Below are 26,653 nucleotides of genomic sequence, written 5' to 3' on the forward strand. Positions count from 1 at the left end.
CGGGCGTGCTGCGTATCGGATTGACCGGAGGAATCGGGGCGGGTAAGTCGACGGTGTCGGCGACGCTCGACGAGCTCGGCGCCATCGTCGTCGACGGCGACGTCATCGCCCGAGAGGTGGTGGAGCCAGGTACCGAGGGGCTTGCCAAGCTGGTCGAGGCGTTCGGGGAGGGCATCCTCGCCGAGGACGGCTCGTTGAACCGACCGGCTCTGGCCGCGATCGCGTTCAGCGACGAGGCCAAGCGCAAGACGCTGAACGGTATTGTGCATCCGCTTGTGGGACAACGACGTTCAGAGCTGATAGCGGCCGCATCGGACGACGCGGTGATCGTCGAGGACATCCCTTTGCTCGTTGAATCGCAGATGGCGCCGTTGTTCCCGCTGGTGATCATCGTCCATGCCGACGAGGAGCTTCGAGTCCAGCGATTGACCGAGCATCGCGGTTTCACCGAAGAGGATGCCCGAGCGCGTATCGCGGCACAGGCCTCCGAGGCCGACCGCCGCGCCGTCGCCGATGTCTGGCTCGACAATTCCGGTACCGCCGACGAACTGGTCGGCGCGGCCCGCGCGCTGTGGCACGAACGCATCCACCCGTTCGCGGACAATCTCCGACGGGGCCGGCCCGCTGCGGCGGAGCCACGACTGGTCGCCTCCGATCCCGAGTGGCCGGCCCAAGCGCGACGGATTCTGGCGAGACTGCGCACCGCGTGCGGTCATCACGCCTCGCGGGTGGACCACATCGGTCCGACGGCAGTGCCCGGTCTGGACGCCGAGGACGTCGTCGACGTGCAGGTCACCGTCGCGTCGCTGGACATCGCCGACGACCTCGCCGACGCGCTGCTGGCCGCCGGCTATGTCCGCACAGCGATCACCGAGGACATCGCCCAAGACACGGCACAGCCCGGCGTCGACGGCCAGTGGGGCAAGCGGCTCTACTGCTCGGCTGACCCCGGCCGCCCGACCAACGTGCACGTGCGGGTCGACGGCTGGCCCGGCCAGCGGTTCGCGCTGCTGTTCGTCGACTGGCTGACCGCCGAGCCCGCAGCGCGCGCCGAGTATCTGGAGCTCACCCGTAGCGCCGCCGCGCAGGGACAAACGACCGCCGGCGACTACGCGAAGCAACCGTGGTTCGCTGAGGCGTACCGCCGCGCATGGGCGTGGGCCGAGACATCAGGCTGGCGCCCGTCTCAGTGACCGGACCGTTCCGCATTGGCGTGGATCGCCTCGCGGCAGTACGTCGCAAAACCCGGTAGACCGAACGAATCGTCGTACCGGGCGACATAGCGCGGATCGCTGACGTACATGTCGCCGAGGGTGCGGTGCATCGAGGGCGGGCAGTCGTAGAACCACCTGTTGACGTGCAGCCGGTGCTGCTCGGCCGCATCCATCGCCGTGTCGGAGTCGGCGGGTAGCCCGGCGCGATAGGCGTCGGACAGCGCTTTTTCCACCGCCTCGCCCTCGGCTTTGATCCGGATCCACTCCGCCTTGCCGTACGCCTTCGTCCGTCGCTGCGATTCCTGCCACCGCTCGGATTCGCCGAACTTCTGCTCGGCCTCGGCCTGGTAGTCGTCGAAACCGTCCCCGAACAGTTCGCGCATGTCGTCGTCGGTCATGGGGGTGTCGGCCATGGCTTTCTCCAATGCTTGATCGATGGCCTCGACGAGGTCCTTCATCTCGTCGAGGCGGGACATGACGCGTTCGCGTTGACGGATCAGGTGGCTGACGTGGTCACCGTCGTCCAGGAGCTGCGCGATCTCGTCGAGGGGCAAATCGAGCCGGCGGTACACGATGATCTGGGACAGCCGCGTCAGATCGGTCGGCGTGTACACGCGGTAGCCCGAGGTGTTCCGTCGTCTCGGGGTCAGCAGCCCGATGTCGTCGTAGTGGTGCAGCGTCCGGACGGTGATACCGAATCGCTGCGCGACCTCACCGACGGTGAGTTCTTCCACGCCCATCTCCTGCGTGCCCATCTCCTGCGTCACGTCGACCAGGCTGGCGCCTCACGGTGCGTGAGGGTCAAGTCCTCAGGTGGCCGGCGGTGGTGCGGGTTCGGCGGGGGCCGCGGGGTCGGTCTGAGGCACCGGCTCGCCGGCGACCGGGATGTCCAGCGGGGCGCCGCACTGCAACGTGCCGTAGAGCGGATCGTCTTTGACGCGGAAGAACCGCGGCGCGATGAACTGGTCCGCCTGCGCCACGATCTGGTCGTCGACGAGGATCTCGCAGTGCAGATTCGAGCCGTACGGCCACTGGATCGAGATCTGCATGCCGGCCAGTTTGGGGTCGGTGAGCACGGTGTTCACCTCGAACGTCTGCCCCGGCAGCATGGTCGGTTGCGCACTGTTGACGTTCTGATCGTCCTGCTTGTAGGCGACCACGGCACCGCGGGAGGTGCCGTCGGCGCGTGCACGATAGAGCACGTTGTGCTGGACCGGCGGCGCGGGCGCCTCGGCGCTCGGGGTGGGGTCGGCTGCGGCGATGGGGCTGCCGGCCGGAACCATCAGCGCGCCCGCCGCGAAGATCGCGGCACCCGCCATCACCCCGGCGCCCCGCGTCCGTCTGCTCGAACTCACGTCGAGAGTCTATGCTCCGCGCCACGTCAGCGTGATGCCGACGGTTGCCAGCCACCGATCGAGGTCGTACTCGTGGCGGGCCAGGGCCTCGACGGTGTGCACCGCGGTGTGGACCGCCCGCTCGGCGTCGTCGGCGCCGAGCAGGCCGTCGCGGACCGCGCAGACCAGCTCGTCGACGTCGGTCACCTCCACCCCGCGGCTCGTGCGCAGCACCAGGTCGAGGTAGTGGTCTTCACCGCTCCAGAGCTGCGGGCCGGGCGTGTAGACGCCGACGTCGAGGTAGAAGTCCTGGTCCCGCTCGTGGCCGGGGTGGAAGTGGAAGACCGTGACCCGCAGATTCAGGGCCGGCAACAGCCACGATTCGAGATAGCCGAACTGGGCCCGCCCGGGGGTGGGCCTGGCCATGTACAGACCCCAGGGGTGTACGGCGAAGACGTCGACATCGCGCACGATGCCCTTGGGGTCTGTGTTGGTGCGGGCGACGAGGTCGAAGGTCTCGCGTTTGGGTGGGTGGATGCCGACAAGGATAGGCGCCCGCCCGGGGAAGAGAAGTTGTCGGTGCCGAGTTCTACCCTGGTGAACATGGCTTTCGCGACTGAACACCCGGTACTCGCTCATTCGGAGTACCGCCCTGTCGATCAGGTGGTGCGTGCGGGCGGCCGTTTCGAGGTGGTCAGCGAGTACGAGCCCGCGGGTGACCAGCCGGCGGCAATCGAGGCGTTGGAGCGGCGCATCCGAGCCGGCGAGCGCGACGTCGTCCTCCTCGGCGCCACCGGTACCGGCAAGTCGGCGACCACCGCATGGCTGATCGAGCGTCTGCAGCGGCCCACCCTGGTGATGGCGCCGAACAAGACGCTGGCCGCCCAGCTCGCAAACGAACTGCGAGAGATGTTGCCGCACAACGCCGTCGAGTACTTCGTCTCGTACTACGACTATTACCAACCCGAGGCGTACATCGCGCAGACCGACACGTACATCGAGAAGGACAGCTCGATCAACGACGACGTCGAGCGGCTGCGGCACTCGGCCACGTCGAGCCTGCTGTCCCGGCGGGACGTCGTGGTGGTGGCGTCGGTGTCCTGTATCTACGGCTTGGGCACGCCGCAGTCGTACATGGACCGCTCGGTCGAGTTGAAGGTCGGCGACGAGGTGCCTCGCGATGCGCTGCTGCGGCTGCTCGTCGACGTCCAGTACACCCGCAACGACATGTCGTTCACCCGCGGGACGTTTCGCGTCCGCGGCGACACCGTCGAGATCATCCCGTCCTACGAGGAACTCGCGGTGCGCATCGAGTTCTTCGGCGACGAGGTCGAGGAGCTCTACTACCTGCACCCGCTGACCGGGGACATCATCCGCAAGGTCGACTCGCTGCGGATCTTCCCGGCCACCCACTACGTCGCGGGGCCCGAGCGGATGGCCCAGGCCATCTCCACCATCGAGGCCGAGCTCGAGGAGCGGCTGGCCGAGCTCGAAGGTCAGGGCAAGCTGCTCGAGGCGCAGCGGCTGCGGATGCGCACCAATTACGACGTCGAGATGATGCGTCAGGTCGGGTTCTGTTCGGGCATCGAGAACTATTCACGCCACATCGACGGGCGGCCCGCAGGTTCGGCTCCGGCGACGCTGCTCGACTACTTCCCGGAGGATTTCCTCCTCGTCATCGACGAGTCCCACGTGACCGTGCCGCAGATCGGCGGCATGTACGAGGGCGACATGTCACGTAAGCGCAACTTGGTGGAGTTCGGCTTCCGGCTGCCGTCCGCGGTCGACAACCGGCCGCTCACCTGGGAGGAATTCGCCGACCGCATCGGTCAGACGGTATACCTGTCCGCGACGCCGGGGCCGTACGAGCTCGCTCAGACCGCCGGCGAGTTCGTCGAGCAGGTCATCCGGCCGACCGGTCTGGTGGACCCACAGGTGATCGTCAAACCGACGAAGGGTCAGATCGACGACCTGATCGGGGAGATCCGCAAGCGCACCGAACGCGACGAGCGGACGCTGGTCACCACGCTGACCAAGAAGATGGCCGAGGATCTGACGGACTACCTGCTGGAGATGGGCATCCGGGTGCGGTACCTGCATTCCGAGGTCGACACGCTGCGCCGGGTCGAGCTGTTACGCCAGCTGCGGCTGGGGGAGTACGACGTGCTCGTCGGCATCAACCTGCTTCGCGAGGGCCTGGACCTGCCCGAGGTGTCGCTGGTGGCGATCCTGGACGCCGACAAAGAGGGGTTCCTGCGCTCACCGCGCAGCCTCATCCAGACGATCGGTCGGGCGGCGCGCAACGTGTCCGGCGAGGTCCACATGTACGCGGACAAGATCACCGACTCGATGAAAGAGGCGATCGACGAGACAGAGCGGCGCCGGGCCAAACAGATCGCCTACAACACCGAGCACGGCATCGATCCGCAACCACTGCGCAAGAAGATCGCCGACATCCTCGATCAGGTGTACCGAGAGGCCGACGACACCGACGCCGCGGTGGAGGTGGGCGGCTCGGGCCGCAACGCCTCCCGCGGCCGGCGCGCGCAAGGCGAGCCCGGCCGGGCGGTGAGCGCCGGTGTCTTCGAGGGCCGCGACACGGCCAACATGCCGCGGGCCGAATTGGCCGATCTGATCAAGGACCTGACCGCACAGATGATGGCCGCGGCGCGCGATCTCCAGTTCGAGCTGGCCGCCCGCATCCGCGACGAGATCCAGGACCTCAAGAAGGAACTGCGCGGCATGGACGCCGCCGGGCTGAAATAGCTTGATCTCAAGCGCTGTTGAGGTCTTACGGTCTACGGCGTGACTGACATCGACGACGCTGACAAGGTCGCGGCGGGCCATCAGAACGCCGGTACGTGGCGCGATCTTCTCGGGCCGCGGTATCTGGGCGCCTCGACCGTGCTCGCCGGGGGCGTGGCGTTGTATGCGACCAACGAGTTCCTCACGATCAGCCTGATGCCCAGCGCGGTCGCCGACATCGGCGGGCAACGGCTCTACGCCTGGGTCACCACGGTGTATCTGGTCGGATCGGTGGTGGCTGCGACCACGGTGCACGCGGTCCTGATGCGGTGGGGACCGCGTCGGTCATATCTGTTCGGGCTGAGCATGTTCGGCGTCGGCAGCCTGGCGTGCGCGCTGGCCCCCACGATGGAGCTGCTACTCCTCGGCCGGGCCGTGCAGGGTGCGGCCGGCGGCATGTTGGCCGGGCTCGGATACGCCGTCATCAACACAGCGCTGCCCGCCAGACTGTGGACCAAAGCCTCCGCCCTGGTGTCCGCCATGTGGGGTGTTGGCACCCTGATCGGACCGGCGGCCGGCGGGTTGTTCGCTCAGTTCGGTTCGTGGCGTTGGGCTTTCGGAGTGCTCGTGGTGATGACGACCGCGATGTCGGTGTTGGTGCCGGTGGCGTTGCCCGGTCGCCGGGCCGACGATGCGGCAGCGTCGACGCGGGCCGGGGTTCCGGTCCGGTCCTTGGTACTCCTCGGCACGGCCGCCCTGCTGGTGTCGTCAGCCGGGGTCCCGCATGACGTGCGAGCCACGGCGGGGCTGGTGGCGGCCGGTCTCGCGCTGATCCCGGTGTTCGTGATCCTCGACCGCCGGGCTCGCGCCGCGGTGTTGCCGCCGAGCGCTTTCATTCCGGGGCCGCTCAAGTGGATCTACCTGACGCTGGGCACGTTGATGGCCGCGACCATGGTGGACATGTACGTGCCGTTGTTCGCGCAGCGGCTCGCGCATCTCGCCCCACTCGCCGCGGGTTTTCTCGGCGCCGGCCTGGCGGTGGGGTGGACGGCGGGGGAGATCACCAGCGCGTCGGTGAGCAGGCCGGCGGTGATCGTGCGGGTGGTGGCGGTGGCGCCGCTGGTGATGGCGGTGGGTCTGACGGTCGGTGCGCTGACGCAGCGGCAGGACGCATCCGCCGCCTTCGTCGCGGCGTGGGCGCTGTCTCTGGTGATCACCGGTTCGGGTATCGGCATGGCGTGGCCGCATCTGTCGGCGTGGGCGATGAGCAAGGTGCGCGACCCCGCCGAAGGGCCCGCGGCCGCGGCGGCCATCAACACCGTGCAGGTGATCTGCGGGGCGTTCGGAGCCGCGCTGGCCGGCGTGGTGGTCAACGTCTCCGACCGAGGCGACGCGACCGCAGCGCACTGGCTGTTCGCGGTGTTCGCGGCGCTGGCAGCGTCGGCGGTCGTCGCGGCGATCCGCAGCGGCCGCCCCGTGCCGGGTCAAGGATCACGGTGAGTTCAAGCCTGGGCTGACGCGGGCGCGGGCAGGCAGAGTGGCGGGCAGTGCGGGTGTGGCTGAGTGGCTAGGCACCGGCCTGCAAAGCCGTTTACACGGGTTCGAATCCCGTCATCCGCTCGCACGAAGTGTCCGGGTACCTTGAGACCTCATGACGTGGCTTCTCCTGCTCTGCGCCATCGTCAGTGAGGTCGCCGCGACGTTGTCGCTGAAAGCGGCCGTCAGCACCCCCGGGCTCTACGTCGTCGTGGTCGGTGGATACCTCGCCTCGTTCGTGTTCCTCGCACTCGTCCTCAAGCGCGGTATGGGACTCGGCGTCGCCTACGGCATCTGGGGTGCGATCGGCGTGGCGCTCACCGCGATCCTGTCGTCGGTCGTCTTCGGTGAGGCGTTCACCGTGGTGATGGGTATCGGCATGGCCTTCATCATCGGCGGTGTGCTGCTGGTGGAGATGGGTTCGCGCCACATCGACGACACTCCGGCCGGTGGACCCTAGTGCAATACGTCCTGCTCACGGCGGCCATCGTTTCCGAGGTCACCGGCACCCTGGCGTTGCGGGTGGCCGCGGGCGGGCGTCGCGCCTTCTACGGCGTCGTGATCGTCGGCTACGTCGTCGCCTTCACCTTGCTCTCCGCGTCGTTGCAGCGCGGAATGCCGCTCGGCATCGCCTACGGCATCTGGGCTGCAGCGGGCGTGGCGCTGACGGCCGCCGCATCGCGGATCCTTTTCCGCGAACCGCTCACTCGCACGATGCTCGCCGGGATGGCGTTGATCGTGGCTGGCGTGCTGCTCGTCGAGCTCGGCGCCGCCCATTGACATCGACGTGTGCGTAAGAACGTATCCGCTGAGCGAAAGTCCGTCGGCGAATAACGGCACGTAGCAACGGTTTATAGCGTCGTCGCAACACAGTTCGGCAACGTAACGATCACCATTGAGTCGCCGAGCTGCAATGTTTGCTGAAACTGTGCCACCGTGTTCGCGTGAGCACTCGCCAGGCAGCCCGTGCGATCGGAATCGCGGTCACCAGCGCGCTCGCGCTGTGCGCCATCACCGTTCGCGCACCGATCGCTGCGGCGGCTTCCTGCCCGGACGTCGAAGTGGTGTTCGCGCGGGGCACCAGCGACAAGCCGGGCTTCGGCCCGGTGGGCACGCTGTTCGTCAAAGCACTGCAGAAGAAGTTGAGCGCCAAGAAGATCGAGGCCTACGCGGTCGACTACTCCGCCAGCTGGGATTTCTCGAAATCGACCTCCGAGGGCGCTGTCGACGCCAACAAACATGTGCAGTACATCGCCGGCATGTGTCCCACGACCAAGATCGTGCTCGGCGGAATCTCCCAGGGCGCCGGGGTGATCGATCTCATCACCATCGGCAAGAAGAAGCTGTGGTTCTTCACGCCCTCGCCGCTGCCCGACGCGATGGTCGACCACGTCTCGGCGATCGCGGTCTTCGGTAACCCTTCCCGCGACTACGCCAACCTCGGCCCGTTGACCACGCTGAGTCCGCTCTACGGCAACAGGACCATCGACCTGTGTGCGAACAACGATCCCTACTGCTCCAAAGGGTTCGACATGTTCGCTCACTATTCGTATATCTGGAACGGCATGATCGACGAGGCGGCGACGTTCGCTGCGCGGCGCGTGACCGGGATCGCCAGCTGACGTCAATTGCAGTGACAGTCAACATATTTCATTGATGTGCGCCGGTGCGGTCACCGAATGGACGCTACGGCGTCACTGTTCGGTAACCCGGTCAGCCGATGTGGAGTCGAGGCGCTAGTTTCTTCTCGGCGGGGGGTCGTCGAGAACGCAGGAAGGTCATGCCAGGCAAGATGACCCTAGTCCCGAGTAGGGCAGTACTGGCCGTACTCGCACTGACCCAGCTCGTAGGATCGATCGCCGTCGCGGCCGCACAGCCCAGCCCGGGAGTGCCGTGCCTGGACCTGCTTCAGCAGTTGGCGGCCGAGCCGCCACCGGTGGCGGACGTTCTCGAAACCGCCACCAACGCGCTCACCAGTGTCGTCCCTGAAACCGTTGTCCCCGAGGGGGTTTCCGAGGCGCCTGTCGGTGTGGTGCCGCATGGTCTCGCCGCAGCGGCTGCTCCCGGGCCCGCGCCCGCACCCGTCGATCAGATCGTCGAGCAGGCCACCGCCGTCGAGCAGGCCACCGCCGTCGTGCCGGCCGCAGTGCCGCCGGCGCTGCCGCCCGTGCCGGTTGTCGTCCCTGACGCCCCCGCTGTCGCACCTCCCGTCGCACCGGTGGTGCAAGCGGCTGCCCCCGTACCCGACGGGCCGGTGGCACCCCCTCCCGCGGCGCCGCCTGCCGTCCCGGCGGAAATGCCTGTGCCGCAGGCTCCATTGCCCGACGTGGCACCGGCGGAGCCTGTCGCCGCGGAGTCGGCGCCCGTGTCGCTTCCCCCGGCGCCGGCACCCGCAGTACTGCCGCCGGCCGAGGCGACGCCGCTGTCAGCTGCAGCTGCGGTGGATGACGTCACTGCGGCGCCCGTCCTGCATGCCTCAGACGTTGCAGCGCCGTTGCCCGGCCCCGCCGTTCCCGTCGTCCCGGTGGCAGTGCCGGCGGCAGCGCCCGTGGTTCCGGTGACCGTGCCGGCGGCCGACACGGCCGCCCCTCTGCCCGTCTTCCCCGGTGGCCTCCCGATCCCGCAGGATCTGGTGTGTGAAGGCACCGCCTGGTGAGCGGTCGTGTCGGACGCGTCACCCCGCCACCCTCAGCGTGACGTTGCCAGCGGGCGGCACGCCGATCCTGGGCAAATGGCGCACGGGTGTCGTGATTCGCACCCATGTTCGCCGGATACCGGGTTACTGTCACGATTGGCCTGGGAATGGCAGAGCAGCAACTCACATCGGGAGGATATGAATGAGCGCCTACCAAACCGTGGTGGTCGGCACGGACGGTTCGGACTCGTCGTTGCGCGCGGTGGATCGTGCCGGCCAGATCGCAGCCGGCGCGGGCGCCAAACTGATCGTCTCGACGGCGTACTTCCCGCAGGGCGAAGATCAGCGCGCGGCGGACCTGCTCAAGGACGAGGGCTACAAGATGTCCGGCAACGCCCCGATCTACGCGATCCTGCGTGAGGCGCGCGACCGGGCGAAAGCTGCTGGCGCACAGGACATCGAAGAGAAGGCCGTCGTCGGTGCCCCGGTCGACGCCCTCGTCGAACTCGTCGAGCAGGTCGGCGCCGACCTGCTGGTGGTCGGCAACGTCGGCCTCAGCACCATCGCCGGCCGACTGCTCGGGTCCGTTCCGGCCAACGTCGCCCGCCGGGCCAAATCCGACGTGTTGATCGTCCACACGTCCTGACGCTCGAGCAAAAAACCCTGGGCCGGAGCACCAGCCCAGGGTTTTTGCGTCGGCGGGTTCAGGTCGCTGACGCCTTGGCGATCGCGGTGATCGCCGCGTCCAGCGTCGCGTTGAACTCATCGTCGCTCTGCTGAGCGGTCAATCCCTCTGTCAAGGCGCGCGAGAAGCTCGCGATCACGCCGTGGTTGGCGGCGAGCTTGTCGCAGGCCTCGTCGCGGTCGTACCCGCCGGACAGCGCGACCACGCGCACCACCTTCGGGTGGTCGACCAGTTCGCGGTACAGGTTGTCGACGCTGGGCAGTGTCAGCTTGAGCATCACGGTCTGTCCCTCGTCGAGCGCGTCCAGGCTCGCCGACAGCGCGGCCTTCAGCTGGTCCTCGGCCTCGGCCTTCTGCGGGCTGTGGATGTCGACCTCGGGCTCGATGATCGGTAGCAGGCCCGCAGCGAGGATCTGCTTGCCGACCTCGAACTGCTGGTCGACGACGGACTGCAGACCGGCGCCGGGCGCCTTGATGACCGAACGCATCTTCGTCCCGAAGACGCCCTTGTCGCGTGCGCGAGCAAGCAGGTCGTCGAGTCCGGGGATGGGCTTCATGACCTGCGCGCCGTCCTGCTCGTCGGCCAGGCCCTTGTCCACCTTCAGGAACGGTACGACGTTCTTGACGTTCCACAGGTAATCGGCCGTCGGTCGGCCCTCGACCTCGCGATCCATCGTGTCCTCGAACAGGATCGCGCCCAGAATCCGATCGCCGGCGAAGCTCGGGCTGGTGATGATGCGGGTCCGCATCTGGTGCACGAGGTCGAACATCTGCGCATCGCCGGAGTAGGCGTCCTCGTCGATGCCGTACAGCTTCAGCGCCTTGGGCGTGCTGCCGCCGCTCTGGTCCAGGGCGGCGATGAAGCCGGCGCCACGCTGCACCTTGCTGAACTGTTCGGGGTTGAACTGATCGGTGGTGTTCATGTTCCCTTCCTGATGGCCCTCGACATCGAACGCGGTCACCAACCGCGTTCGCGCCACTCGTCCAGGTGTGGACGTTCGGCTCCGAGGGTGGTGTCGTCGCCGTGTCCTGGATACACGACGGTCGAATCTGCGAAGACGTCGAACACGCGACTGGTCACATCACCCAGCAGCTGTTCGAAGTCCCCTTCCTTCCAGGTCTTGCCGACCCCACCGGGAAACAGGCAGTCCCCGGTGAACAGGTGCACCCGGTCCTCGCCATCCTCTCCGGTGTCGGCGCCGCGCAACGCCAGCGCCACCGATCCGGGCGTGTGGCCCCGCAGGTGGATGACGTCGAGATGCAGGTCTCCGACGTCGATGCGATCGCCGTCGGCGAGCATGCGCTGGGGGGTGATCGGCAACGGATCGGCGTCGAGCCGGTGCGCGGCGGTGGGCACACCCGTGGCGTCGGCCACGTCCGCGAGCGCCATCCAGTGGTCCTGGTGTTGGTGGGTGGTGACGATCAACGAGAGGGTCGGCGCATGATCGGCGATCAGGTCACGCAGTATCTCGGCGTCGTTGGCGGCGTCGATGAGTAGCGTCTCGCCGGTGTGGGAACAGGTCACCAGGTACGCGTTGTTGTCCATGGGACCCACCGAGGCTTTGACGATGGACGCGCCGGGCAGAGTGCGCCGCGCCGCGGTGTGCGGCTCGACGTGGCCGGTGTAGTTGTCGTCGACGACGGTCATGGTGACCCACGTTACTTCGCTGCGCGGCCCTGGCCGCCACCGCGGGTGAAAGCTGTCGGTGGGTCGACTTAGCATGGGCCTGTACTGCGTCTGCCAGGACGCATCGGGCACATCTCCTTCTCGGAGGGAAAGGACATCGTGGCTGACCGCCTAGTTGTCAAAGGTGCCCGGGAGCACAATCTGCGTGGCGTCGATCTGGACCTGCCGCGCGACGCGATGATCGTGTTCACCGGGCTGTCGGGGTCCGGCAAGTCGTCGCTGGCGTTCGACACGATCTTCGCCGAGGGGCAGCGGCGCTACGTGGAGTCGTTGTCGGCCTACGCCCGGCAGTTCCTGGGCCAGATGGACAAGCCCGATGTCGACTTCATCGAGGGCCTCTCGCCGGCCGTCTCGATCGATCAGAAGTCCACCAACCGCAACCCGCGCTCGACGGTGGGCACCATCACCGAGGTCTACGACTACCTGCGTCTGCTCTACGCGCGCGCCGGCACCCCGCACTGCCCCGTCTGCGGGGAGCGGATCGCGAGGCAGACGCCGCAGCAGATCGTCGACCAGGTCCTCGCGATGGACGAGGGGTTGCGGTTCCAGGTCCTCGCGCCGGTCGTGCGCACCCGTAAGGGCGAGTTCGTGGACCTGTTCGACAAGCTGAACACCCAGGGCTACAGCCGTGTTCGCGTCGACGGCGTGGTGCATCCGCTCACGGATCCGCCGAAGCTCAAGAAGCAGGAGAAGCACGACATCGAGGTGGTCGTCGACCGCCTCACCGTCAAGGCGTCGGCCAAGCAACGGCTCACCGATTCGGTCGAGACTGCGCTCAACCTCGCCGACGGCATCGTGGTGCTCGAGTTCGTCGACCGCGAAGACGACCATCCCCACCGCGAGCAGCGGTTCTCCGAGAAGCTGGCCTGTCCCAACGGTCACGCGCTGGCCGTCGACGATCTCGAACCGCGGTCGTTCTCGTTCAACTCGCCGTACGGCGCCTGCCCCGAGTGCACCGGGCTCGGCATCCGCAAGGAGGTCGACCCCGACCTGGTGGTGCCCGATCCCGATCTGACACTGGCCGAGGGTGCGATCGCGCCGTGGTCGATGGGACACACCGCCGAGTACTTCACCCGCATGCTCGCCGGCCTGGGTGACCAGCTCGGCTTCGACGTGAACACCCCGTGGAAGAAGTTGCCGGCCAAGGCGCGCAAGGCGATTCTCGAAGGCTGCGACGAGCAGGTGCACGTGCGGTACAAGAACCGCTACGGCCGCACCCGGTCCTACTACGCCGACTTCGAAGGCGTGATGGCGTTCCTGCAGCGTCGCATGGAACAGACCGACTCCGAGCAGATGAAGGAGCGCCTCGAGGGCTTCATGCGCGATGTGCCGTGCCCCGAATGCCAGGGCACCCGCCTCAAGCCCGAGATCCTCGCCGTGACGATGACGGCCGGCGAGTACGGCCCCAAGTCGATCGCCGAGGTCGCGGAACTGTCGATCGCCGACTGCGCGGCGTTCCTCAACGCGCTCACCCTCGGCACCCGCGAGGCCGCGATCGCGGGACAGGTGCTCAAGGAGATCCAGTCCCGACTGGGCTTCCTGCTCGACGTCGGCCTGGATTATCTGTCGCTGTCGCGGGCCGCGGGCACCCTGTCCGGCGGTGAGGCCCAACGCATCCGGTTGGCCACCCAGATCGGATCCGGTCTCGTCGGCGTGCTCTACGTGCTCGACGAGCCGTCGATCGGCCTTCATCAGCGGGACAATCGCCGCCTGATCGACACGCTGGTGCGGCTGCGCGACCTCGGCAACACACTGATCGTCGTCGAGCACGATCTCGACACCATCGCCCACGCGGACTGGGTGGTCGACATCGGCCCCGCCGCCGGTGAGCACGGCGGCCAGATCGTGCACAGCGGTACCTATCAAGATCTGCTGAACAACCCGGAGTCGATCACCGGCGCCTACCTGTCGGGCAAAGAGGAGATCGAGGTCCCCGAGCTGCGCCGGGTGCCCGACAAGAAGCGTCAGCTCACCGTCGTCGGGGCGCGCGAGCACAACCTGCGCGAGATCGACGTGGCGTTCCCGCTCGGTGTGCTGACCTCGGTGACCGGGGTGTCCGGGTCCGGCAAGTCGACGCTCGTCAACGACATCCTGGCGTCTGTGCTGGCCAACAAGCTCAACGGCGCCCGGCTGGTGCCGGGCCGACACACCCGCGTCAACGGCCTGGATCACCTGGACAAGCTGGTGCGGGTCGACCAGTCACCGATCGGCCGCACACCGCGCTCGAACCCGGCCACCTACACCGGGGTGTTCGACAAGATCCGGACGTTGTTCGCCGCGACGACGGAGGCGAAGGTGCGCGGGTATCAGCCCGGGCGCTTCTCGTTCAACGTCAAAGGTGGCCGCTGCGAGGCGTGTTCGGGTGACGGCACCATCAAGATCGAGATGAACTTCCTCCCCGACGTGTACGTGCCGTGCGAGGTGTGCCAAGGTGCGCGCTACAACCGCGAGACCCTCGAGGTGCACTACAAGGGTAAGACGATCGCCGAGGTGCTCGACATGTCGATCGAGGAGGCGGCGGAGTTCTTCGCGCCGATCAGCTCGATTCACCGTTATCTCAAGACGCTCGTCGACGTCGGCCTCGGCTACGTGCGGCTCGGGCAGCCGGCGCCGACGCTGTCGGGTGGCGAGGCGCAGCGCGTGAAACTGGCCTCCGAGTTGCAGAAGCGGTCGACCGGCCGGACCATCTACATCCTCGACGAGCCGACCACGGGTCTGCACTTCGAGGACATCCGTAAGCTGCTGACCGTGATCAACGGCCTTGTGGACAAAGGCAATACGGTCATCGTCATCGAGCACAACCTCGATGTCATCAAGACCTCGGACTGGATCGTGGACATGGGGCCCGAAGGCGGTTCCGGCGGTGGCACCGTGGTGGCCACGGGCACTCCGGAAGACGTGGCGGTCAACCCGGACAGCTACACCGGTCACTTCCTCGCCGAGACCCTCGGAGTGGCGCGGCCGAAACCGAAAGCACGCTCACGCAGGAAGGTCAGCGCCTGAACCTCAGCGCTTCGACGCCGGGGACGGGAACCGCGGGCTGACCCGCACGCCGCCGAGCCAGGTGGTCAGCTCCTCTGCACGGGCCTCGAGCGCTGACGCCGCGCGACGCCCGACCTTCTCCAGCAGGACCAGCTCGACGCGGCCGGCGTCGTCCTGCCGCCAAGCGCCCACCACGCGGCCGTCGACCCACGCGGTGGGCCCCGCATTGCCGTTGCGGTCGAACACCTCGGCCCGGTGCGGGCCGAGGTACCAGTCCCGGTCGAACCAGCCCATCGTCGTGGGATCCAGTGACGGCAGCAGGGCGCACCACGGCTCGGCGGCCGGCTCGTCCGCCGGGCTGTCAACGTCGCCCGGCAGCACATACCCGGTGTCGGCGTCCAGCAGTACTTCTTCAGCATTGATGGCGGACAATGTCTTTCGAGCCCACGTCAGGGTCGCCCCGAACCACCACTTGATGTCGGTGAGCGTCGCGGGGCCGAAGGTCGCCAGCCAGCGGCGCACCAAGCCGGCGCTCGCGGTGTCGGCGTCCGCGGCGGTCCCGAGATCGGACAGCCACGTCTCGGTGGCCGTCCACCGCGGCCGCGAGGTCAGCCACCCCCCGTCGTTGACCCCGCGCACGATGTCACCGCGCGCGGAGAGCACCGTCAGGACCCGCGGCGCCAGATGCCCTTCCGCGCCGTAGGCCTTCCCCGGTGCGGGGTTGTAGGTACCGGTGAGTTCGGTCAACGCTTCGCGCAGTTCCCGTGCGCTGCAGGGGCCTTCGTCCCGAAGATGGCGGAGCACTGCGGCGCTCGCGGTGGCCAGCCAGGCCGCGCCGTCGCCGGCGACCCCGGCGCGTTCCACATCGGCGGCCAGTCGCCGCGCCTCGTTGACGGCCACTCGGTCACTGGCCGCCGCCTGCACCGCGGGTAGGTCCGCGGGCCGCACCACCCACAGCGTCCTGCGCATCGCGAGGTGCTTGACCACCGAGCGGTCCCGGTACAGCGCGACGTCGAGGTCGTCGTGCGCGAAATCCGGAAGCCGCGCCCACAGTGACAGATACGGCGTCGCGGGATCGGTGGCGTGCAAGGCGACCAGCCGCTCGGTGACGTCGGACACCGTCGCCGACGCTGCCGCAGGCGGACTCAACAGGTGACGGTGCGCCAGCCGGGCCCGGCGCTGCTCGACGGTGATGGTGCGCACGCCCGACCCTAGCCTTCCGGCCGGTGCCGACGCAGGGATCGACAGCGCTACTCGGTGTCGGTGTCGGTCTGTTCGCCCCGCATCGACCGCCGGATCTGGGCCAACCTCTCGGCGGCCGCGCGCTGCCGCGCGTCGTACTGCTCGGCCGCGGTCCGGCCTTCTGGGGTCTCGGCGGCCAACTCAGCCGATCCCAGCGATGTCGCGTATCGGTTCTCGATCTTCTCCCGAACCGCGTCGAATGTCGGGACCCCGTCCTCGGTGTAACCGCTCTCGGCAGGGATCGCGGCGTCGTCGGACATGTGCCCCACGCTACCGCTGCCCGCTAGCGGGCGGCCGCCTTTTCCGCCATGGCCGCCGGCGGGGGAGGCGCCTGCGGACTGGCGGGCAGCGCCACCGGCGCCACCCCCGGCGTGCCGATCGCACCGGCCATCCACGGCAGCGCGGTCGCGAACGCGGCGGAGGCGAAAGGCCAGTCGTGGTTGCCGGCTTGGTTGATCACGGCGCAGTCGATGCCGGACCGGTTGCCCAGGGCGCAGAGCGTCGAGGCGGCGATCGCCTGGTCGTTCGGCTTGCCGGCGCCCGACCCGGGCAGCGGGCCGTTGACGTCGAACCAGCCCTGCACCCCGCGGTAGGGGCCGTGCCGGCTGATGACCGCACTCGGATCGAACGACGCGTAGGCGGCACTGTTGCCACCGAACAGGCGGGCCACAGTCTGGGCCTTGTTCCCCGAATTCGGGGCGAGATCACCGGCGATGTCCTCGAACGCGCTGAACATGTCGGGATGCATCACCGCCAGGTCCACCGCACAGGTGCCACCCATCGACCAGCCGACCACACCCCAGTTCGCCGCGGCCGGGCTGACGCCGAAGTTCGCCTTCATGTAGGGCACCACGTCGCGTGTCAGGTGGTCGGCCGACTGGCCTCGTGCCCCGTTGACGCATTCGGTGTCGTTGTTGAACGCACCACCCGGGTCGACGAACACGACGACGGGCGCCGCACCATGGTGAGCCGCCGCGAAGTCGTCGAGGATCTTGATCGCATTACCTGCGCGCATCCAGTCCGCCGGGGTGTTGAACTCTCCGCCGATCATCATGATCGTCGGTAGTAATGGCGCCGGATCCGTGGCGTACCAGGCGGGCGGCAGGTAGACGAACTCGCCGCGGTGTTTGAAACCCGATGCGGTGTCGGGGATGTCGACGGGCACGACGCTGCCCTTGATCGGAATCGTGTGAGTGCGCTGCATCGACTTGACCGTCACCGGGTCGGTCTGGTCGGGCAGCGGGCCCGCGGTGAGTTGACTCCACGCGGTCTGCACGGTGGGGAAGTAGCCCGTCCACAGGTTGAGCGCCAGCGCGGCACACAGCGCGCACAGCGGAACTGCGGCCAGGGCCACCGCCCGGCGCCACCACTGTGCGTCGCGCCAGCCCGACACCAGTACGCCGAATGCGATGCCGGACAACGCGATCCACACCCACAACGTCTGCGGTGCCGGGTTCGTGTCATCAGCGACACCGGCTGTCTCGGTGTACCAGTACGCGCCCACGGTCAGCATCACCCCGATGACCGCCGACCACGGGAGCCACACCATCCGCCAGCGCCGGGTGCGCCAGCCGATGGCGGTGACCAGGGCGACGATTGCCAAGACCTGCACGACGGCGGGCAACCACCCGTGCATCAGCGACAGATGGTGGCGAGTGGATTCCCAGAAGGTCAGGGAGAACGGACCGGACGTCGTCACGGCTCCACCTTGACGCCCGAAGCTTGGAGCAGGCTGTGTCCTTGCTGCTAACGCGGTTTGGCGAGCGGGAACGGCAGTGTTTCGCGGATGCTGCGGCCGGTGATCATCATCACGACGCGATCCACGCCCATGCCCAGCCCGCCGGTGGGAGGCATGGCGTACTCCATCGCCTGGAGGAAGTCCTCGTCGAGTTCCATCGCCTCCGGATCACCGCCTGCTGCCAGCAGTGACTGCTCCTGCAAACGGCGGCGCTGCTCCACCGGATCGGTGAGTTCGCTGTAGGCCGTGCCCAGTTCGACGCCCCAGGCCACCAGGTCCCAGCGCTCGGCGACCCCCGCGATGCTGCGATGCGGACGGGTGAGCGGGGACACCGAGGTGGGGAAGTCGGTGTAGAACGTCGGCGCCTCGGTGCGGTCTTCGACGAGGTGCTCGTACATCTCGAGCACGACGGCGCCGGTGTCCCAGTGATTGAGATAGGGGATCGTGGCCTTGTCGCAGAGCCGGCGCAGGGTGCCCAGATCCGTCTCGGGCGTGATGTGTTCACCCAGTGCCCCCGACACGGCGTCGTGCACGGTGGTGACCCGCCACGGCCCGGAGATGTCGACCGGCTCCAGGGTGCCGTCCTCGCGCGGACGCCAGAACACCTGCTCGCCGTTGGCCGCCTGGGCGGCATTCTGGATCAGTTCCCGTGCACCGTCGATCCACACCCGGTAGTCGGCGTGCGCCTGATAGGCCTCCAGCAGCGTGAACTCGGGGTTGTGGCTGAAGTCCACGCCCTCGTTGCGGAACGCGCGGCCGAGTTCGAAGACCCGCTCCACACCGCCGACGCACAATCGCTTGAGATAGAGCTCGGGGGCGATGCGCAGGTACAGGTCGAGGTCGTAGGCGTTGATGTGGGTGAGAAACGGTCGAGCGTTCGCGCCGCCGTGGATCTGCTGCAGAATGGGCGTCTCGACTTCGAGAAAGCCCTTGCCCACCAATGTCTCCCGGATCGCGTGCAGAACCGCGCTGCGCGCTCGGATCAGCTCGCGCGCATCCGTGTTGACCGCGAGGTCGACGTAGCGGGCGCGCACCTTGGCTTCCTGATCGGTCATGCCCTTCCACTTGTCGGGCAGCGGGCGCAGGCATTTGCCGATCAGCCGCCAGCGCCCCGTCAGCAGCGACCAGGTGCCGTTTCGGCTGTGCCCCATCGTGCCGCTCACCTCGATGAGGTCTCCGAGGTCGATGGTTCGGGTGAAATCGGCGGTACATCCCGATTCGAGCAGTGAGTTGTCCAGCAGCAGTTGCACATCGCCCGACCAGTCCCGCAATTCGACGAACAGCACGCCGCCGTAGTCGCGAAGCCGCAGCACCCGCCCGGCCACGGTCACCGCTGCGCCCTCGGGGCTTTCGAGGGCCTGGACCACCGTGTGGCTGGGCGGACTGCCCACCGGGTAGGCGTCGACGCCGTCGTCCTGCAGCGCCTTCAGCTTGGCCATGCGGACGCGCACCTGCTCGGGCAGCCGGGGTGCGGTGCCCTCGGCCGGCGCGTCGGCGCGCAGCCCGTCGAGGTCGGGTGCGGTGCCGTCGCTGTGCAACGCACCGGTGGCGATCAGCGCACCGGGCACCGCGGTGTGATGGCCGGTGTGGGGTTGTTCGTGGCGACGCGAGAACGGAAGCACCAGAAAGCCTTCGGCGATGACGGAGGCCACTCCGACGCGAGGAACCAGACGCGCCTCCTCGTAGCACGCGTACCGCGGCACCCACTCCGGCTGGTACTTCATGTTGGACCGGTACAGCGTCTCCAACTGCCACCACCGGGAGAAGAACACCAGCAGGGCCCGCCACATGCGGGCCACCGGCCCTGCGCCGAGTTGGGCGCCCTGCTCGAACGCCGACCGGAACATCGCGAAGTTCAGCGACACCCGGGTCACGCCGATCTCCTCGGCCTGCAGGCACAACTCGCTGACCATCAACTCGATGGTGCCGTTGGGTGATTCCGGGGCGCGGCGCATCAGGTCCAGCGACACCCCGTTGGTGCCCCACGGCACCAGTGAGAGCATCGCGACCACCGCAGTGTCGCCGGCGTCGCCGGACTGTTGAATGGCCTCGACCAGCAGGCAGTCGCCGTCCGCGGGGTCACCGAGCCGGCCCAGCGCCATCGAGAAGCCGCGTTCGTCGTCGGTATCGCGCCAGGCGTCGGCGCGCTCGATCACCGCCGCCATCTCCTCGGCGGACAGATCCCGATGGCGGCGCATCCGCACCGTGACACCGGCGCGGCGGGCCCGGGTCACGGCCTGCCGCACAGCACGCATGTCGGGCCCGGAGAGGCGGAAGTCGTCGGGGTGCAGGATCGCCTCGTCACCGAGTTGCAGCGCACTCAGCCCGGCCTCGCGGAACGCTTGGGCCGCCGTGGAACTCGCCCCCATCACCCCCGGCGCCCATCCGTAGGTCTCGCACAGCGCAAGCCATGCGGCGATCGCGGCGGGCCAGGCCCGCGGATCGCCGACCGGGTCGCCGCTGGCCAGACACACCCCGACCTCGACGCGATAGGTTATCGCGGCGCGGCCGTTGGGGGCGAAGACGACGGCCTTGTCGCGGCGGGTGGCGAAGTAGCCGAGCGAATCGTTCTTGCCGAACAGTTCCAGCAGGCCGCGGATCGCCGATTCGTCCTCACCGGTCAGCGCGTTGTCGGCGCGTTGCGATTGGAAGAGCACGATCGCGGCGACCATCAGCGCGAGTGCACCGAAGAGACCGAGCAGCGCATTGACCAACACGTGTGGGTGGCCGGCGAAGGTGTCCGCATCCGCGCCGGCGAACGCGCCCACGCGGTTCAGTGCGTACCAGAACCGGTCGGAGCGGGCCAGCGAGCCCGGGAACAGCTCCAGCAGGCCCCACCCGACCAGGGTGCCCACCGTCATGCCGGCGAGGAGCACGAGTGCCGCCTTGAGCAGCGCGCCGCGACGGACCCGCGCCCAGAACTGGTGACGCGCCAGCACCAGACACACCACCGCGACGACGTGGAACCCGAGACCGACGATCTCGCCGACCTTCTCGAACCAGCGCTCGCCGCCGTCGATCAACTCGAGGAGGTTCCACCCCGCGGCGGCGACCATGTAGCCGGTCAGGATCCACAGCGCGATGCGTTTGCGGGCGGCCAACGCCGCCGCCAGCAGGACGAGGACGAACGCCCAGGCGAAGCTGGTGTCGGGGAAGTTGAAGATGTAGTCGTCGACGAACTCGCGCGGCATCTTGATCGCCGAGCGAATGAACGGGGAGATGCTCGCCAGCAGCGACAGCGTCGCGATGACGCCGACGATCCAACCGGCTGCAGCAGGCACCCAGCCGAAACTGGTCGCGGGACGTGTCCTGGCGAGGCCAGTGGTGGTCATAGGGCGCGAGGATAGGCCCTCACGCTGCGTCGCGGCTGCAAGTCGGCCGCGCGCCGGGTTCACCAGACGGGGCCGGTGTACTTCTCGCCGGGACCTTTGCCGGGCTCATCCGGTGCGGCGCTACCCTCGCGGAACGCCAGCTGCAGACTCTTGAGGCCGTCACGGACCGGGCCGGCATGCGGACCCAGGTACTCCGCCGAGGCCGACACCAGCCCCGCCAGCGCCGTGATCAGGCGCCGTGCCTCGTCGAGGTCGCGGTGGGGGCTGTCGTCCGGATCGTCGGCGGACAGGCCCAGCTTCTCCGCGGCCGCACTCATGAGCATCACCGCCGCGCGAGTGATCACCTCGACCGCGGGCACGTCGGCCAGTTCGCGTGCGGGCGCTTCGGGATGTTCAGAGCTATCGGTCATGCCTGCTAGACTGGCATGCGCGACCGTCCCGGCTGAGGCCAGGGACAGCAAGTGGAGTCCCACTCCCACCGCCTGCCGATGATCGATACAAGGTAGTGCGGTCCGGTCCGGACATCGGTGACGACGTCACCGGTATCCGGCCTGGTCGGCTTTGGGCCCTGCTGTGAGCAGGGCTTATTCGTTCCCATGGGGGACGTGTGCCGCCGGGGCGGGGACTCTGTGATGACAACAGGATCTACCCCGGGAGGCCCCATCAGCACTGAGACCCGCGTCAACGAGCGCATCCGCGTACCTGAAGTCCGTCTGATCGGACCGGGCGGTGAACAGGTAGGCATCGTGCGCATCGAAGATGCACTCCGCGTCGCCGCCGACGCCGATCTCGACCTCGTGGAAGTAGCGCCGGACGCCAAGCCGCCCGTGTGCAAGATCATGGACTACGGGAAGTTCAAGTACGAGACGGCGCAGAAGGCTCGCGAGTCTCGCAAGAACCAGCAGCAGACCGTCGTCAAGGAACAGAAACTCCGTCCCAAGATCGACCCGCATGACTACGAGACCAAGAAGGGTCACGTCATCCGCTTCCTCGAAGCCGGGTCGAAGGTCAAGGTGACGATCATGTTCCGCGGCCGCGAACAGTCGCGGCCCGAACTGGGTTTCCGCCTCCTGCAGCGCCTGGGCGCCGACGTCGCCGATTACGGCTTCGTCGAGACGTCCGCGAAGCAGGATGGCCGCAACATGACGATGGTGCTGGCCCCGCACCGCGGCGCGAAGACTCGTGCCAAGGCGGCGCACGATGCGGACGCGCCGGCGCAACAACGCGCCACCACGGCCGCCGACACCCAGACCGACACACAGAAGAACTGAGGAAACATGCCCAAGGCGAAGACCCACAGCGGCGCTTCGAAGCGGTTCCGTAAGACCGGGACCGGCAAGATCGTCCGCCAGAAGGCCAACCGCAGGCACCTGCTCGAGCACAAGCCGTCCACGCGTACCCGCCGGCTCGCCGGCCGCACGGCGGTGGCTGCCAACGACACCAAGCGTGTCGCGAAGATGCTCAACGGCTGACTCTTTCGGGCGCCCGCGCCCTTTCCCTTACCCGACCCAGATAGGACACACCCATGGCACGCGTGAAGCGCGCAGTCAACGCGCAGAAGAAGCGGCGCACCGTACTCAAGGCCTCCAAGGGCTACCGCGGACAGCGGTCCCGCCTGTACCGCAAGGCCAAAGAGCAGCAGCTGCACTCGTTGACTTATGCCTACCGTGACCGGCGTGCTCGCAAGGGCGAATTCCGCAAGCTGTGGATCTCGCGCATCAACGCCGCCGCACGGGCCAACGACATCACCTACAACCGCCTCATCCAGGGCCTCAAGGCCGCAGGCATCGAGGTGGACCGCAAGAACCTGGCCGAGATCGCGGTCAGCGATCCGGCCGCGTTCGCCGCGCTGGCAGAGGCCGCCAAGGCGGCGCTGCCGGAGGATGTCAACGCACCGTCGGGTGAGGCTGCCTGACCCTTACCGAGCGTTCTGCTCGGGTGGTGGCCGCGGTCAAACTGCACCGCCACACCGGGCGCCGCCGCGCCGCACGCTTTCTCGCCGAGGGACCCAACCTCGTGGAGGCAGCGTTGCGGCGCGGACTCGTTTCCGAGGTGTTCGCCACCGAGGCCGCGGCGGAGCGATTCGCTGACCTGCTGACCGGGACGACAGTCGAGCTGGTCACGGAGAAGGCCGCGAAAGCGTTGTCCGACACCGTGACTCCGGTGGGGCTCGTCGCGGTGTGCGAGCAGCCGACCGTCGACCTGGACGGCGTGCTGGCCGCGCGGCCGACGATGCTGGCCGTTCCGGTCGGCATCTCCGAGCCCGGCAACGCCGGAACGCTGATCCGGGTGGCCGACGCCATGGGCGCCGACGCCGTCGTGCTCGCCGGCGAGAGCGTCGACCCCTACAACGGCAAATGCCTGCGTGCTTCGGCGGGCAGCATCTTCTCGGTTCCGGTGCTGAGCGAACCCGATGTGCTGCAGCTGCTTTCGCGACTGAAGGTCGCGGGCCTGCAGATCTTGGCCACGGTTCTCGACGGGGATGCGAGCGTCGACGACGTCGACGCGGCGCCGACAGCGTGGCTGTTCGGTCCCGAGGCTCACGGCCTGCCCGACGAGGTCGCCGCGCTGGCCACCGCGCGGGTGCGCATTCCCATGGCAGGGGAGGCGGAGAGCCTCAACGTGGCCTCGGCTGCGGCCATCTGCCTCTACGCGTCGGCGCGCAGTCGTCGGGCCGCGCAGAGCTGAACTACTGGGCCTTGAGCATGCGCTCCGACACCGCGAGAAGCAGCCTGCGTGGCGCGACGCGGTACCCGGAGGCAAGGATGGCGTTCTTGAGGCCGGAGACCACGGTGGGCGTCGACTTGTCCAGTGCGGCCAGCGCGGTCTCGACGACCTCGGTCACGCTTTGGCGCCCGTCGGTCATGAACCTCTCGCCGGTGCGGTCGAAGAACTCCGTCTCCGTGGCACCGGGGCACAGCGCGAGAATGCGTACGCCGGTCTTGCGATTCTCCTGCCAGAGCGCTTCGGAGAACGACAGCACGAACGCCTTCGTCGCGCCGTAGACGGCCATGCCGGGGGTCGGTTGGAATGCCGCTGTGGACGCCACGTTGATGACCACGCCGTGGCGTCGCTCGACCATGGCGGGCAGGTAGCGCGCTGTCAGATCGACCACCGTCCCGCAATTGAGTTGCACGGCACCGGCATTCGCGTCGGGATCCTGGGTGTGGAAGGCGCCGTGCAAGCCGATGCCGGCGTTGTTGACCAGGATGTCCACGGTGCGGCCGAGCTCGCTGATCTCAGCGGCCAGCTGGGCGCCGGACACCGCCACCGCGAGATCGGCCGTGACGACGTCGACGACGATGCCCGGGTGGCGTGCCAGCAGACTCTCCCGCAGAGCTTCGAGCCGGTCGGCGCGGCGGGCCACCAGGATCAGATCGGCGCCGCGCGCCGCGAGCTGGATCGCGAACTCCTCGCCGATCCCACCGCTGGCGCCGGTGATCAACGCCGTGCTGTTGCTGAATTCCACCGTGGCGCTCCTTCGTCCCTCGAAGCGCCCATTGTGTCAGGCCGCCGTGCGGGTTCGCGGACGTCCCGGCCGCAACGCCGCCAGCGCGAACGTGGTGTGCACCAATGCGCCCGCACGGTCCAGGAGCGTCTTGCCGTGAGGCACGTAGTGCATGGGCATGCCGCGGCGGTCCCGCGGCGGCCCCATGAACGCGGGCGCCTCCACGAGCGGGGAATCCGGGGCGGCCGTGCCGTCGGCGCGCCGGTACGCGGCCACCGCGCGCGGGTGCAACCGGATCTCGTCGGGGACTGCGACGAAGGCGAGTTCGACCAGTTTGCCGAACAGCCGCAGCAACACCTCGTCGCCCGGTGTCCACCGCAGGCCGGCCTTCTCCCGGACCGCCGGGTCGAACAGCCCTGCCGCGATCCAGCGCTGCGCCCCGACCATCGGCTTGAACATCTGGTCCCACAGCGGCGTCGGCATCAGCACGAAGCGGGGTTTGGGGATGCGGATCGAGAAGATGTCGCGGGTGGCCCGGTTGATCTCCAGCTCGTCGCGACAGGTGCGGTCCCAGTACTCGCAGAACTCCTCCCACGTGCCGGGCACCGGCCGCATGCTCATGCCGTACATGCGGTACCACTGCACGTGTTCGTCGAACAGCTGCCGCTTCTCGGCCTCGGTGAGCCCGCCGCAGAAGTACTCGGCGGTCTTGATGATCAGCATGAAGAACGTGGCGTGCGCCCAGTAGAAGGTGTCGGGGTCGAGCGCGTGGTAGCGGCGGCCTTTCGCGTCGACGCCCTTGATCGTGGCGTGGTACCCCTTGATCTGCGCGCCGGTCTGGGCGGCGCGGTCACCGTCGTAGACGACGCCCATGATCGGGTAGACCGAGCGGGCGACCCGTTGCAACGGCTCCCGCAGAAGAATCGAGTGATCCTCGACGCCCGCGCCGAGCGCGGGGTACATGTTCTGGATCGCGCCGATCCAGACGCCGAGCATGCCGGTGCGGACGTCGCCGAAGTACTTCCACGTCAACGAGTCCGGCCCCAACGGGTCCGATGCCGAAGGACGCTGCGCCGCCGCCGGAGATCCCATCAGCTCACGCTATGGCTGACAACGACCGTTGTCTATGGCAGGGTGGTGGCCGTTATCCAGCCGCCACCGCGCGGCCGCGCACGCGTGACCTGGTCATTCATCACCCACGTCGCGCTGGATTACGCTGACCCCTGTGGAGGACAGTGACGCGTCGGGCCCACTGAGGTGGCTGCGCACGGTCAACCACCACGCCGGGGCCGTCGCCTTCCTGCGGCGCGCCCGCCGCGCTCTGCCCGGGGATCCCGAGTTCGGTGATCCGCTGTCGACTGCCGGTGTGGGCGGTCCACGCGCAGCTGCGCGGGCGGCCGACCGGCTGCTCGAACGCGAGGCACTGACGCGCGAAGTGAGCCTCGGCGCGCTGCAGGTGTGGCAAGCCCTGACCGAGCGTGTGTCGGGCCGGCCCGCCAACGACGAGGTGACGCTCGTGTTCACCGATCTCGTCGGGTTCTCCGCCTGGTCGTTGCGCGCCGGAGACGATGCGACGCTGCGGTTGCTGCGCCGCGTGGCGCAGGTGGTGGAACCGCCGCTTCTGGAGGCCGGCGGACACATCGTCAAACGCATGGGTGACGGGCTGATGGCGGTGTTCGCCGATCCGCCCACGGCGCTGAGCGCCGTCCTCCTCGCCCGGGAGGCGATCAGGACCGTCGAGCTCGACGGCTACACGCCCCGCATGCGGGTGGGGATCCATACGGGCAGGCCGCAACGGATCGGCTCGGACTGGTTGGGCATCGACGTCAACCTCGCCGCCCGGGTGATGGAACGCGCGACCCGGGGTGAGCTGGTGGTCTCGGCAGCGACGCTGGAGCGCGTCCCGGAGGAGGAACTCGACCGTCTGGGCGTCACCGCCAAGCGGCTCCGCAAGCCCGTGTTCGCGGGCAAGCAGGACGGCGTGCCCGACGACTTCGTGATGTACCGGCTGAGAACTCGCAGGCAGTTGGCAGGTGACGAGGACCGCGACGGCGCCGCGTCCGGCGCATAGTGGAC

At 68.2% G+C, this 26,653-nt stretch carries 26 protein-coding genes and 1 tRNA gene; 15 read left to right on the forward strand and 12 right to left on the reverse strand.

Features of this window, described 5'->3' with window-relative positions:
- Positions 1-5 precede the first annotated feature (5 nt).
- Positions 6-1,193: a dephospho-CoA kinase gene (coaE, locus tag ACXYX3_RS12240; RefSeq protein ID WP_458611850.1), complete on the forward strand. Its 1,188-nt coding sequence runs from the start codon at positions 6-8 to the stop codon at positions 1,191-1,193.
- Here coaE and ACXYX3_RS12245 read toward each other — a convergent pair.
- From ACXYX3_RS12245 to ACXYX3_RS12255, 3 genes are all read right to left on the reverse strand, one after another.
- A complete protein-coding gene (locus ACXYX3_RS12245; RefSeq protein ID WP_458612065.1) occupies positions 1,187-1,948 on the reverse strand; it encodes a MerR family transcriptional regulator in 762 nt (253 codons plus the stop codon). The genes coaE and ACXYX3_RS12245 overlap by 7 nt on opposite strands.
- Before the next feature lie 75 nt (positions 1,949-2,023).
- Positions 2,024-2,497, reverse strand: a complete 474-nt coding sequence (locus ACXYX3_RS12250) for a hypothetical protein (RefSeq protein ID WP_241203855.1) — start codon at positions 2,495-2,497, stop codon at positions 2,024-2,026.
- 81 nt (positions 2,498-2,578) lie between these two features.
- Positions 2,579-3,085 carry a ribonuclease FAU-1 family protein gene (locus ACXYX3_RS12255; RefSeq protein WP_458612066.1) on the reverse strand — a complete coding sequence of 169 codons (507 nt, stop codon included), beginning with the start codon at positions 3,083-3,085 and terminating at the stop codon, positions 2,579-2,581.
- 66 nt (positions 3,086-3,151) lie between these two features.
- Here ACXYX3_RS12255 and uvrB point away from each other — a divergent pair, with 66 nt between their 5' ends.
- The 8 genes from uvrB to ACXYX3_RS12295 all read left to right on the forward strand — a co-directional run bounded on the left by uvrB (position 3,152) and on the right by ACXYX3_RS12295 (position 10,110).
- A complete protein-coding gene (uvrB, locus tag ACXYX3_RS12260; protein ID WP_241203603.1) occupies positions 3,152-5,314 on the forward strand; it encodes an excinuclease ABC subunit UvrB in 2,163 nt (720 codons plus the stop codon).
- Positions 5,315-5,353: 39 nt separating this feature from the next.
- Positions 5,354-6,793: an MFS transporter gene (locus ACXYX3_RS12265; RefSeq protein ID WP_458611851.1), complete on the forward strand. Its 1,440-nt coding sequence runs from the start codon at positions 5,354-5,356 to the stop codon at positions 6,791-6,793.
- A 49-nt stretch (positions 6,794-6,842) separates the two neighbouring features.
- Positions 6,843-6,913: transfer RNA gene (locus tag ACXYX3_RS12270), tRNA-Cys, on the forward strand.
- 31 nt (positions 6,914-6,944) lie between these two features.
- Entirely contained in the window at positions 6,945-7,289 is a 345-nt protein-coding gene (locus tag ACXYX3_RS12275; protein WP_458611852.1) for a DMT family transporter, read from the forward strand.
- Positions 7,289-7,609 (forward strand): DMT family transporter, encoded by a 321-nt coding sequence (locus tag ACXYX3_RS12280; protein ID WP_241203600.1) that lies wholly within the window; start codon positions 7,289-7,291, stop codon positions 7,607-7,609. The genes ACXYX3_RS12275 and ACXYX3_RS12280 overlap by 1 nt, the downstream gene beginning before the upstream one ends.
- Positions 7,610-7,773: 164 nt before the next feature.
- A complete protein-coding gene (locus ACXYX3_RS12285) occupies positions 7,774-8,451 on the forward strand; it encodes a cutinase family protein (RefSeq protein WP_458611853.1) in 678 nt (225 codons plus the stop codon).
- A gap of 170 nt (positions 8,452-8,621) precedes the next feature.
- Positions 8,622-9,485 (forward strand): hypothetical protein, encoded by an 864-nt coding sequence (locus ACXYX3_RS12290; protein WP_458611854.1) that lies wholly within the window; start codon positions 8,622-8,624, stop codon positions 9,483-9,485.
- 181 nt (positions 9,486-9,666) lie between these two features.
- Positions 9,667-10,110, forward strand: coding sequence for a universal stress protein (locus ACXYX3_RS12295; RefSeq protein ID WP_241203597.1), 444 nt, complete (start codon positions 9,667-9,669; stop codon positions 10,108-10,110).
- Between the two features lie 58 nt (positions 10,111-10,168).
- Here the strand turns inward: ACXYX3_RS12295 and ACXYX3_RS12300 are convergent, their stop codons facing one another.
- Positions 10,169-11,071, reverse strand: coding sequence for a fructose bisphosphate aldolase (locus ACXYX3_RS12300; RefSeq protein ID WP_458611855.1), 903 nt, complete (start codon positions 11,069-11,071; stop codon positions 10,169-10,171).
- Between the two features lie 35 nt (positions 11,072-11,106).
- Positions 11,107-11,796 (reverse strand): MBL fold metallo-hydrolase, encoded by a 690-nt coding sequence (locus ACXYX3_RS12305; protein WP_458611856.1) that lies wholly within the window; start codon positions 11,794-11,796, stop codon positions 11,107-11,109.
- Between the two features lie 138 nt (positions 11,797-11,934).
- On the opposite strand from ACXYX3_RS12305, the gene uvrA reads away from it, so the two are divergent.
- Complete coding sequence (uvrA, locus tag ACXYX3_RS12310; protein WP_458611857.1) at positions 11,935-14,838, forward strand: excinuclease ABC subunit UvrA; 2,904 nt, start codon at positions 11,935-11,937, stop codon at positions 14,836-14,838.
- Between the two features lie 3 nt (positions 14,839-14,841).
- Here uvrA and ACXYX3_RS12315 read toward each other — a convergent pair whose 3' ends face one another.
- From ACXYX3_RS12315 to ACXYX3_RS12335, 5 genes are all read right to left on the reverse strand, one after another.
- Entirely contained in the window at positions 14,842-16,020 is a 1,179-nt protein-coding gene (locus tag ACXYX3_RS12315; RefSeq protein ID WP_458611858.1) for a winged helix DNA-binding domain-containing protein, read from the reverse strand.
- A 47-nt stretch (positions 16,021-16,067) separates the two neighbouring features.
- The gene (locus ACXYX3_RS12320) at positions 16,068-16,319 is read right to left on the reverse strand and encodes a hypothetical protein (RefSeq protein WP_458611859.1); all 252 of its coding nucleotides are present in this window, start codon (positions 16,317-16,319) and stop codon (positions 16,068-16,070) included.
- A 23-nt stretch (positions 16,320-16,342) separates the two neighbouring features.
- Entirely contained in the window at positions 16,343-17,695 is a 1,353-nt protein-coding gene (locus ACXYX3_RS12325; protein ID WP_458612067.1) for an alpha/beta hydrolase-fold protein, read from the reverse strand.
- 110 nt (positions 17,696-17,805) lie between these two features.
- The gene (gene lysX / locus ACXYX3_RS12330; RefSeq protein WP_458611860.1) at positions 17,806-21,129 is read right to left on the reverse strand and encodes a bifunctional lysylphosphatidylglycerol synthetase/lysine--tRNA ligase LysX; all 3,324 of its coding nucleotides are present in this window, start codon (positions 21,127-21,129) and stop codon (positions 17,806-17,808) included.
- 59 nt (positions 21,130-21,188) lie between these two features.
- Positions 21,189-21,539 carry a DUF1844 domain-containing protein gene (locus ACXYX3_RS12335; protein WP_458611861.1) on the reverse strand — a complete coding sequence of 117 codons (351 nt, stop codon included), beginning with the start codon at positions 21,537-21,539 and terminating at the stop codon, positions 21,189-21,191.
- Positions 21,540-21,791: 252 nt separating this feature from the next.
- Here ACXYX3_RS12335 and infC point away from each other — a divergent pair, with 252 nt between their 5' ends.
- From infC to ACXYX3_RS12355, 4 genes are read left to right on the forward strand one after another with little or no spacing between them, the layout of a single operon-like run.
- Complete coding sequence (gene infC, locus ACXYX3_RS12340) at positions 21,792-22,400, forward strand: translation initiation factor IF-3 (protein ID WP_458612068.1); 609 nt, start codon at positions 21,792-21,794, stop codon at positions 22,398-22,400.
- 6 nt (positions 22,401-22,406) lie between these two features.
- Positions 22,407-22,601, forward strand: coding sequence for a 50S ribosomal protein L35 (rpmI, locus tag ACXYX3_RS12345; protein ID WP_241203587.1), 195 nt, complete (start codon positions 22,407-22,409; stop codon positions 22,599-22,601).
- A gap of 53 nt (positions 22,602-22,654) precedes the next feature.
- Positions 22,655-23,044, forward strand: coding sequence for a 50S ribosomal protein L20 (rplT, locus tag ACXYX3_RS12350; RefSeq protein ID WP_221361041.1), 390 nt, complete (start codon positions 22,655-22,657; stop codon positions 23,042-23,044).
- Positions 23,045-23,067: 23 nt separating this feature from the next.
- Positions 23,068-23,817, forward strand: coding sequence for a TrmH family RNA methyltransferase (locus ACXYX3_RS12355; RefSeq protein ID WP_241203586.1), 750 nt, complete (start codon positions 23,068-23,070; stop codon positions 23,815-23,817).
- A 1-nt stretch (position 23,818) separates the two neighbouring features.
- On the opposite strand, the gene ACXYX3_RS12360 is transcribed toward ACXYX3_RS12355, so the two are convergent.
- On the reverse strand, positions 23,819-24,598 hold the full coding sequence (locus ACXYX3_RS12360; RefSeq protein ID WP_458611862.1) for an SDR family NAD(P)-dependent oxidoreductase: 780 nt from the start codon (positions 24,596-24,598) through the stop codon (positions 23,819-23,821).
- A gap of 36 nt (positions 24,599-24,634) precedes the next feature.
- Positions 24,635-25,669 carry an oxygenase MpaB family protein gene (locus ACXYX3_RS12365; RefSeq protein ID WP_458611863.1) on the reverse strand — a complete coding sequence of 345 codons (1,035 nt, stop codon included), beginning with the start codon at positions 25,667-25,669 and terminating at the stop codon, positions 24,635-24,637.
- Positions 25,670-25,802: 133 nt separating this feature from the next.
- On the opposite strand from ACXYX3_RS12365, the gene ACXYX3_RS12370 reads away from it, so the two are divergent.
- Complete coding sequence (locus tag ACXYX3_RS12370) at positions 25,803-26,648, forward strand: adenylate/guanylate cyclase domain-containing protein (protein ID WP_458611864.1); 846 nt, start codon at positions 25,803-25,805, stop codon at positions 26,646-26,648.
- Positions 26,649-26,653: the final 5 nt, after the last annotated feature.

This window comes from Mycobacterium sp. Panama NTM2 (genome assembly GCF_054355555.1).

Coding starts and splice junctions, on each gene's coding strand:
- ACXYX3_RS12250 (WP_241203855.1), bottom strand. CDS start 2,497: ATGGTTCCGGCCGGCAGCCCCATCGCCGCAGCCGACCCCACCCCGAGC.
- uvrB (WP_241203603.1), top strand. CDS start 3,152: ATGGCTTTCGCGACTGAACACCCGGTACTCGCTCATTCGGAGTACCGC.
- ACXYX3_RS12275 (WP_458611852.1), top strand. CDS start 6,945: ATGACGTGGCTTCTCCTGCTCTGCGCCATCGTCAGTGAGGTCGCCGCG.
- ACXYX3_RS12290 (WP_458611854.1), top strand. CDS start 8,622: ATGACCCTAGTCCCGAGTAGGGCAGTACTGGCCGTACTCGCACTGACC.
- ACXYX3_RS12295 (WP_241203597.1), top strand. CDS start 9,667: ATGAGCGCCTACCAAACCGTGGTGGTCGGCACGGACGGTTCGGACTCG.
- ACXYX3_RS12300 (WP_458611855.1), bottom strand. CDS start 11,071: ATGAACACCACCGATCAGTTCAACCCCGAACAGTTCAGCAAGGTGCAG.
- ACXYX3_RS12305 (WP_458611856.1), bottom strand. CDS start 11,796: ATGACCGTCGTCGACGACAACTACACCGGCCACGTCGAGCCGCACACC.
- ACXYX3_RS12320 (WP_458611859.1), bottom strand. CDS start 16,319: ATGTCCGACGACGCCGCGATCCCTGCCGAGAGCGGTTACACCGAGGAC.
- ACXYX3_RS12325 (WP_458612067.1), bottom strand. CDS start 17,695: ATGCACGGGTGGTTGCCCGCCGTCGTGCAGGTCTTGGCAATCGTCGCC.
- lysX (WP_458611860.1), bottom strand. CDS start 21,129: ATGACCACCACTGGCCTCGCCAGGACACGTCCCGCGACCAGTTTCGGC.
- ACXYX3_RS12335 (WP_458611861.1), bottom strand. CDS start 21,539: ATGACCGATAGCTCTGAACATCCCGAAGCGCCCGCACGCGAACTGGCC.
- rpmI (WP_241203587.1), top strand. CDS start 22,407: ATGCCCAAGGCGAAGACCCACAGCGGCGCTTCGAAGCGGTTCCGTAAG.
- rplT (WP_221361041.1), top strand. CDS start 22,655: ATGGCACGCGTGAAGCGCGCAGTCAACGCGCAGAAGAAGCGGCGCACC.
- ACXYX3_RS12365 (WP_458611863.1), bottom strand. CDS start 25,669: ATGGGATCTCCGGCGGCGGCGCAGCGTCCTTCGGCATCGGACCCGTTG.